The organism is Kitasatospora sp. NRRL B-11411 (assembly GCF_000721345.1).
Taxonomy (GTDB): Bacteria; Actinomycetota; Actinomycetes; order Streptomycetales; family Streptomycetaceae; genus Kitasatospora; species Kitasatospora cineracea.
Genome location: NZ_JOGH01000196.1, coordinates 1 through 7,312 on the forward strand (window position 1 = coordinate 1; position 7,312 = coordinate 7,312).

The 7,312-nt window shown below is 73.6% G+C and carries 7 protein-coding genes; 1 reads left to right on the plus strand and 6 read right to left on the minus strand.

Going from position 1 to position 7,312, the window contains the following annotated elements:
* The first annotated feature begins 96 nt into the window (after positions 1-96).
* The gene (locus tag IH44_RS0138145) at positions 97-390 is read left to right on the plus strand and encodes a hypothetical protein (RefSeq protein WP_030464445.1); all 294 of its coding nucleotides are present in this window, start codon (positions 97-99) and stop codon (positions 388-390) included.
* A 50-nt stretch (positions 391-440) separates the two neighbouring features.
* On the opposite strand, the gene IH44_RS0138150 is transcribed toward IH44_RS0138145, so the two are convergent.
* The 6 genes from IH44_RS0138150 to IH44_RS0138175 form a co-directional block, all read right to left on the minus strand.
* Entirely contained in the window at positions 441-1,064 is a 624-nt protein-coding gene (locus IH44_RS0138150) for a LysE family translocator (protein ID WP_030464446.1), read from the minus strand.
* Between the two features lie 26 nt (positions 1,065-1,090).
* The gene (locus tag IH44_RS0138155; protein ID WP_030464447.1) at positions 1,091-1,930 is read right to left on the minus strand and encodes a DUF3626 domain-containing protein; all 840 of its coding nucleotides are present in this window, start codon (positions 1,928-1,930) and stop codon (positions 1,091-1,093) included.
* 314 nt (positions 1,931-2,244) lie between these two features.
* Positions 2,245-3,978: an SDR family oxidoreductase gene (locus IH44_RS0138160; protein WP_030464448.1), complete on the minus strand. Its 1,734-nt coding sequence runs from the start codon at positions 3,976-3,978 to the stop codon at positions 2,245-2,247.
* Entirely contained in the window at positions 3,975-4,808 is an 834-nt protein-coding gene (locus tag IH44_RS0138165) for a M24 family metallopeptidase (RefSeq protein ID WP_030464449.1), read from the minus strand. Before IH44_RS0138165 ends, IH44_RS0138160 begins: the two co-directional genes overlap by 4 nt.
* Positions 4,809-4,818: 10 nt before the next feature.
* Entirely contained in the window at positions 4,819-5,898 is a 1,080-nt protein-coding gene (locus IH44_RS0138170) for a PDR/VanB family oxidoreductase (RefSeq protein WP_030464450.1), read from the minus strand.
* A 254-nt stretch (positions 5,899-6,152) separates the two neighbouring features.
* Positions 6,153-7,046 carry a metal-dependent hydrolase gene (locus IH44_RS0138175; RefSeq protein ID WP_030464451.1) on the minus strand — a complete coding sequence of 298 codons (894 nt, stop codon included), beginning with the start codon at positions 7,044-7,046 and terminating at the stop codon, positions 6,153-6,155.
* Between the last annotated feature and the right edge of the window lie 266 nt (positions 7,047-7,312).

Consider the following 7,312-nt stretch of genomic DNA (forward strand, 5'->3'; position numbering starts at 1 on the left):
CCCGGGGCGGGGTGGACGTTCCACCGCGACCGGGGTGGGTGGGGGCAGGAGAATGGAACGGTTCGCGGAAGCCCTGAGAGGTCTGGGAGGCGTGCGATGCGAACCCTGATCGTCGCGGAGATCGACACCGAGAAGTCCAACGAGCTGATCACCAGCGGGCAGATGCCCGAGATGATGGGCCGGATGATGGAGCAGTTGCGGCCGGAGGCGGCGTACTTCTACCCGCTGAACGGCCACCGGGGGTTCACCCTCGTGGTGGACGTGGACCAGGAGTCCTCGCTGGTCACCACCATGGAGCCGCTGTGGATGCGGCTCGGGGCCAGGGTCACGGTGACGCCGTGCATGTCGGCGGACGAACTGCGGGCCGGGATCGAGAAGTTGAGGGGCTGAGACCGAGGGGTCGAGACAGCGGGTGCCGCCGCAGCCCGGGGCCGCGGCGGTCAGTCGCCGAGGGCGAGTTTCGCACCGAAGCCGAGGACGGCGATGCCGGTGGCGCGGTCCAGCAGGCGGCGGACGGAGGGACGGCGCAGGCGGGTGCGCAGGGTGCGGGCGAAGGCGATCAGGGCGGCGGACCAGAGCAGGCCCTCGGCCACGTGGACGGAGGTGAGCAGGACGCCGGCCGCCAGGTGCGGGGCGCCGGCCGGGATGAACGGGGGCAGGACGGCGACGTAGAAGACGCCGACCTTGGGGTTGAGCAGGTTGGTGAGCGTCCCGCGCCGCCAGCCGGCCCACCAGCCGCCGGGGCGCTCCGCGCCGTCCTCGTCGGCGGGGTCGTCCGGTTGCGGGCGGCGGCGGAGCATCTGCACGCCCATCCACAGCAGGTAGCAGACGCCCGCCCAGCGCAGCGTCTCGTAGGCGAGGCGGGAGGCGGTGAGCAGCACGCTGATCCCGGCCGCGGAGGCGGTGCCCCAGATCAGGGTGCCGGTCTGGATGCCGAGGACCACGCCCCACGCCTGGCGCCGCGGGCCGAGCACGGCGGTGCGCAGGATCAGCGCGGTGTCGAGGCCCGGGGTGAGCGTGAGCAGGCCCACCACCAGGGCGAAGGAGGCGAGCGGTCCGGCCATCGTCGTCAGGTCCACGGCGGGTCAGTCTACGAGCCCGCGGGGCGGCCGAACCGGGCCAGGCAGTGCCAGACCTGCTTGAGGTGCTGCGGGTCGTGCCGCCCGGTGCGGGCGGCGGCGCCGATCGCCGCCGGGTCGAGCACCCCGTCGCGGGCGATCTCGGCGGCGAGCGCGGTCACGTGCGGGCCTCGGTAGTCGGCGTGGCGGGGCAGGTCGGCGGCGGGGAGGCGGTGGCCGGGGTGCCACTCGACGGGGCAGGGCAGGGCGCGGGCGGCGGTCTCGACCTCGGTGCCGCGGTAGCACGGGTCGAGGACCAGCGCGGCGACGTGCGCGTCGAACCGGACGGGGCCGTGCAGGTGGGCCTCGATGCAGTCGTCCAGGGCGTCCTGCTCGTCGGCCTCGGCGACCGCGAGCAGCGGCATGGCGTCGGCGGTGCCGAAGTCCTCGGGCTCGAAGACGCTGTCGGGGTAGCAGAAGGTGGCCCGGTGCAGGGTGCCGGGCATCAGCCGGAAGTGCGCGGACCCGAAGCGCGGCGCCCCGCCGTAGGGGCTGCGCCGGTAGTTGAGCGCGCCGTAGACGGGACGGCGCTCGGCCGGGGCCCCGTCGTAGGCGCCGCCGAAGATCCGGCTCTCCCACCTCCAGCGGTCGCCGCCGGGGTGGGCGGTGAGGCCGCCGTTGCTGGTCCCGGTGCTGAACTGGGAACGGTAGGCGCCGTCGCGGGCCATCGCGGCCAGGATCGGCGTCCCGTCGGGGCCGGTGCGGTCCGGGTGGAAGTTGAGCGTGACGTCGAGCCCGGCGGGCAGCGGGTCGCCGCTGCTGCGGGCCGCGACGTGCGAAAGGGCTGCGCGGGCTTCGGACGGCTGTTCCATGGCGCGCAGTCTGCCCTGGTCAGGCATGCTCCCGCAGCCCCTTTTCGCACGGCGAAGCCAGGGGCGCGGGAGGCTGCGAAGCCAGGGGCGCGAGGAACTGCGCGAAGGGGAACGGGGCTTCGGAAAGATCCGGCTTCCCTCGGCACCCGAATCCTGGTCGCGGCCCCCCTGCGGAGCGTGGCACGCGCAGGGGCTCCGCCCACCTGCAACCGGCTCTCCGTCCACGGACCTCGCCCGCGTCCCGTCCCCCTGCGCGCAGTTCCCCGCGCCCCTGCTTTCTCGCAGGCTGTCGCGCACCTGCTTGCGCAGGCTGTTCAGCCCGCGTTGATCCGGGCGGCCTTGCGCAGCAGGGCGGGGCTGAGGCGGCCGAGGAGGCGGGCGGCTTTGGCTTCGAAGGTGACGGGGACGACGGGTTTGCGGGTGCGGACGGCGCGGAGGATCTCGGTGGCGACCTTCTCCGGGGGGAAGTTGCGGCGGGCGTACAGCTTGGAGACCTTGGCCTGCTGCGCGGCGAGGGCGTCGTCGTCGAGGCCGGAGAAGGTGGTGGTGCGGGTGATGTTGGTGTTGACGATGCCGGGGCAGATGGTGGAGACGCCGATGCGGTGCGGGGCGAGTTCGGCGCGCAGGCAGTCGGAGAGCATGAAGACGGCGGACTTGGAGGTGGCGTACGCGGCGAGCTGCTTGGCGGGCAGGTAGGCGGCGGCGGAGGCGAGGTTGACCAGGTGGCCCCCCGTGCCGCGGTCGACCATGAGTCGGCCGAAGGCGCGGCAGCCGTGGATGACGCCCCACAGGTTGACGTCCAGGACGCGGCGCCACTCGTCCTCGGTGGTCTGCAGGAAGGTGCCGGAGTGGCCGATGCCGGCGTTGTTGACGACCACGTCGGGGACGCCGTGCTCGGTGGCGACCTGCTGGGCGAAGGCGTCGACGGCGGCGCCGTCGCTGACGTCGACCCGGTAGGCGGCGGCCTTGGTGCCGGAGAGTTCGCAGAGTTCGGCGGTGCGCTGGGCGGCGGGCAGGTCGCGGTCGCAGACCACGACCCGGGCGCCCGCGTCGGCGAAGGCGAGGGCGGTGGCCCGGCCGATGCCGCTGCCGCCGCCGGTGACGACGACCAGTTCGCCCGCGGTGGAGGGTTCCTGGCGGGCGGCGCCGTGGTCGCGGGCGGTGAAGTCGCGGACCAGGGCGGCGACGGTGGGGCCCTGTTCGAGCAGCGCGGACCAGTGGGTGGCGTTGAGGGTGCGGCGGGTGAGCCGGGGGACCCAGCGTTCCAGGCCCTCGGAGAGGAAGTCGGAGACGTAGTGGTCGCGTTGCAGGGTGATCAGCTGGACCGGTACTTCGGTGTGCCGTTCGCGCGGGGCCCGGACCCGGGGGCGCATGTTGGCCCGGTACAGCTCGATGCCGTGCACGGCGTCCTCGGCGAGGGTGGCCTGCGGGTGGCCGGGCCGGGGGCGGACGGCTTCCAGGTCGCGCAGGACGCGGGGCCAGAGCCGGGCCAGGCCGAGCTTCCAGGCGGCGGGGGCGAGGACGGGCAGTTGGAACAGCGCGATGTACCAGGAGTGGGCGCCCTGGCGCAGCAGTTGGGACAGGTGGCGGGGGGTGGGGCGGCGCATCCGGTGCCGGATCCAGTACCCCATGTGGTCCAGGCAGGGGCCGGACATGGTGGTGTAGGAGGCGATCCGCCGGTAGGCGCCGGGGGTGGTGACGGCCTCCCAGGACTGGACGCTGCCCCAGTCGTGCGCGACGACGTGCACGGGGCGGTCGGGGCTGACGGCGTCGGCGACGGCGAACAGGTCCTCGCCGAGCAGTTCGAGCCGGTAGTCCTCGCGGCTGGCGGGCACGCCGGAGGCGCCGGAGCCGCGGGTGTCGTAGCGCACCACGTGGTGGTCGGCGGCGAGGTCGGCGGCGACGTCGTCCCAGACCGAGTGGTCGTCGGGGTAGCCGTGCACCAGGACGACGGTCGGGTCGGCGGGGTCGCCCTGCTCGTACACGGCGAGGGCGAGCCCGCCGGAGTCGACGGTGCGGCGGCGGATGTCGGTGCGGCGGCCGGTCATGCTGCGTCCTCCTGGAGTGCCCAGCGCCGCACGTGCGGCAGGTCGTCGTCGAGCCAGTACGCGTCCTCGTCGGTGACCACGAGGAGTTCCTCGAACTTGATGCCCACGTCGCGGAACCCGATGTGCGGTTCGACCGCCCACAGGCCGGGGGTCGGCGCGTGCCGGGAGGCCCGGCCGCCCGCCCACAGCGGGGACCTGCCCTCCAGGCGCTCCTTGACCAGTTCGCGTCCGAGGGTCTGCAGCGTACGCACTCCGAAGCCGAACAGGTTGACTCCGGCCGGACCGCGGGCGGTGTTCCTGGTCACCTGGTGGCCGATCACCCGGCCCGGGTAGACCTGGTGGCGGTTGTCGTAGCCGTGCGCGGCGAGTTGGGCGTCGACGGCGGCGTACACCTCGGCGAGGGTGCGGCGGGCCCTGACCTCGCGCAGGATCAGGTCGCGGTAGGTCTTGAGGTCCTTGGCGAGCAGGTCCCAGACGGCGTTCTCGCCGACCTTGCCGCCGTAGCCGATGTCGGCGGTGTAGCCGTCCACCACGGGCGCGCAGTCCAGCACGTACGGCATGCCCTCGGTGAGCACCCGGGAGCCGGCGAAGAACTGCAGCGGGGTGTGGAAGTGCCGGAACGCGGTGCGGTCGCCGAACCAGGCGAACGGCACGTGGAAGAAGTCCTGCACGCCGGCCTTCACCAGGCAGCGGCGCAGCTCGGCGGTGGCCTGACGCTCCGTCACGCCGGGTTCGATCCAGGCGGCGACCTGCTCGGCGCAGTGGTAGGACAGCTGCTGGACCTCCCGGAACTTCGCCAGGTCGCGCTCGTCGTACGGGAATCGGGGCACCTTCGACACCTCACACCTCCAGGACGAGGGTCTCGCCCTCGGCGGCCCGGGACACGCACGGCAGCAGCAGGCCGGCGGCCCGCTGCTCGGCGGTCAGTCGGCGGTCGCGGTGCTCGGGCGTCCCGGCGGCGACCTTGAGCACGCAGGTGCCGCAGAAGCCCTGCTGGCACGAGTACGGCAGTTCCGGGCGCACCTCGCGGGCGACGTCCAGCGCGGAGCGGTCCGCCGGGACGGTCAGCGTCTCGTCGCCGACCCGGATCCGGAACGGGCGCCCGTCCAGGATCGGCGCGGCCCCGAACCGTTCGAAGTGCAGCGCGACGGCGGGCGAGGCGGGCAGCGCGCGCTGCACGGCCAGCAGCATCGGCGCCGGGCCGCACACGTACGCGGCCGCGCCCCGGGGCGCGTGCGCGAGCAGCTCGGCGGCGTCCGGCAGGCCGTGCTCGTCGTCGGTGCGGACGGTCACCCGGGCCGGGTCGAGGGCGGCCAGTTCGGTGGTGAACGGGAGCGCCGCGGCGGTCCGGCCGGTGTGCACCAGGTGCCAGTCGATGCCCGCGTGCTGGGCGGCCCGGGCCATCGGCAGCAGCGGCGTGATGCCGATGCCGCCGGCCAGGAACAGCACCTTCTCCTCGCCGCAGAACGCGAAGCCGTTGCGCGGCCGGCGCACCCGCAGCCGCACCCCGACGTGCAGTTCGTCGTGGATCTCCACCGATCCGCCGCCGCCGTCCGCGATCCGGCGCACCGCGACCCGGTAGGCGTGCCGGTCGGCCGGGTCCCCGCACAACGAGTAGTGGCGCTCGCGCCCCGACGGCAGCGTCAGCACGATCCGCGCCCCCGGCTGCCAGGCCGGCAGCATCCCGCCGGACGGGTCGGCCAGCCGCAGCTCCACCACGTCCTCGGCGACCACCCGGTGCGACACCACCACCAGGTACAGCGGCGGCACCGGCCGGGCCTCCGCCCGCCGCGGACTCCGCCGCAGCCCTGGACTCCCCAGCGCGGGGCTGTACCAGTCGCCGAAGGCGGTCAGCCGGGCGAAGAAACGGTCGGCCCGTGGGCGTCCGTACAGGTCGGGGGGCGGGGTTTCGAGATCCATGGCGGGTGCGGGCTCCAGGGTGGGTGGTGGGGGCTGGCGAAAACAGGGGCGCGGGGAACTGCGCGAAGGGGAACGGGACGCGGGCGAGGTCCGTGGACGGAGAGCCGGTGGCAGGTGGGCGGAGCCGCTGGGGGTGGCACGCTCCGCGGGGGGCCGCGACCAGGATTCGGGCGCTCAAGGCATTCGGATCTTTCCGAAGTCCCGTTCCCCTGCGCGCAGTTCCCCGCGCCCCTGGTTGCACCTCTCGGGAGCCCTCAGCGGGTGGCGGCAGCCTGCGCGGCCGGGGATTTGGCGAGGTAGGCGAGGGCCTGGGAGGAGCTGCCTTCGCGGGTGGGGTGGTAGCCGGGGCCGAAGTACCTGGCGGCGGAGCGCAGGAAGCGGGCGGGTTCGGGGAGGAGGCCGCGGCGGGCGGCGCGCTGGGCGTCGCGCCAGGTGGGGGCGAGGCGGCCGTCCAGGGTGGGGTCGGCGGCGAGCATGAAGCGGGTGCCGCGGATCCAGAGGTGGACCAGGAGCGGGCCGGAGACGAACATGCCGCGGATGCGGCGCAGGTAGCCGGGGTCGAGGTGGCGCATCAGGTCGTAGGCGACGCTGCGGTGTTCGACTTCTTCGGCGCCGTGCCAGCGCAGCAGGTCGAGCATGGTGGGGTCGGCCTTGGCGCGGTCGAGGCCGGGCGAGTTGAGGGCCCAGTTGCCGAGGAAGGCGGTGAAGTGCTCGATCGCGGCGACGAAGGCGACGCGTTCGATGATGTTCTCGCGGCGCCGGCGGGCGGTCAGGCCGGGCTTGTCGCCGAGGACGCGGTGGAAGAGCCAGCTGATCTGCCGGACGTAGGGGCGCGGGTCGAGGCCCTGGCCGAGCAGGTGGTCGAGGACTTCCTGGTGGGCCTCGGCGTGGATGGCCTCCTGCCCGATGAAGCCGAGCACCTCTTCGCGCAGTTGTTCGTCGCGGATCAGCGGCAGCGCTTCCTTGAAGACCTTGACGAACCACCGCTCGCCCTCGGGCAGCAGCAGGTGCAGCACGTTGATGGTGTGGGTGGCCATCGGCTCGTCGGGGATCCAGTGCAGGGGCAGCTCGGACCAGTCGAAGTGCACGTCGCGCGGTTCGAGCACCAGGCTGTCGTGCACGGTGACGGGCGGGGTGGGGCGGGGCATGGGTGCCTCCTGACACGCGGCGGACGAGGGGGCGGACCGGGGCGGGGGCCCGGCGGGCACACCGGCAAACTACTCGCGGGTAGCGGGTCGGACAAGGGTTTCGACCACTCTTATCAACATCGAGTCTAATAAGCCGCCCGATCGGGTGACACCACCCGCCGCGAACCCTGTGACTCCGATCGATAGATTGCGATTCCGAGCTCTAGTTTGCGAGCGACGGTCCGGGGTCGGTCGAGTCACGCTGAGTAGTGGTCAGGAGCTGTCTC